This is a genomic window from Bradyrhizobium cosmicum, from assembly GCF_032290525.1.
Classification (GTDB): Bacteria; Pseudomonadota; Alphaproteobacteria; order Rhizobiales; family Xanthobacteraceae; genus Bradyrhizobium; species Bradyrhizobium cosmicum_A.
In genome coordinates this window covers 1-268 of sequence record NZ_JASXTA010000255.1, presented here as the reverse complement: position 1 = coordinate 268, position 268 = coordinate 1, and the positions used below count along the sequence as shown (strand labels likewise).

General features: G+C 75.4%; 1 protein-coding gene. It reads left to right on the top strand.

The window, feature by feature from the left end:
- On the top strand, positions 1-268 hold a 268-nt coding region (locus QSV46_RS39865; protein WP_314964113.1), incomplete at both ends, for a serine hydrolase domain-containing protein.

The following is a 268-nucleotide window of genomic DNA, read 5'->3' as shown; positions in this document are numbered from 1 at the left end:
CACCTCGGCGGCCGCCGGCCTGGCGCAGGCGGAGGGCCTGCTCGACCTCGACGACACCCTGGTCTCGCACTTCCCCGCCCTCGACGACGAGGTCGTCGACCCGCGCAGCCGGGCGACCACCCTGCGGCACGTGGCGTCGATGGCCAGCGGTCACACCCGCGACATGCTGGAGGAGGCCGCGGACCTCGATCCGGCGGACCCCGTCCGCGGCCTGCTGCTCATCCCGCCGGACCGCGAGCCAGGCACCGTGTTCGCCTACAGCCAGCCC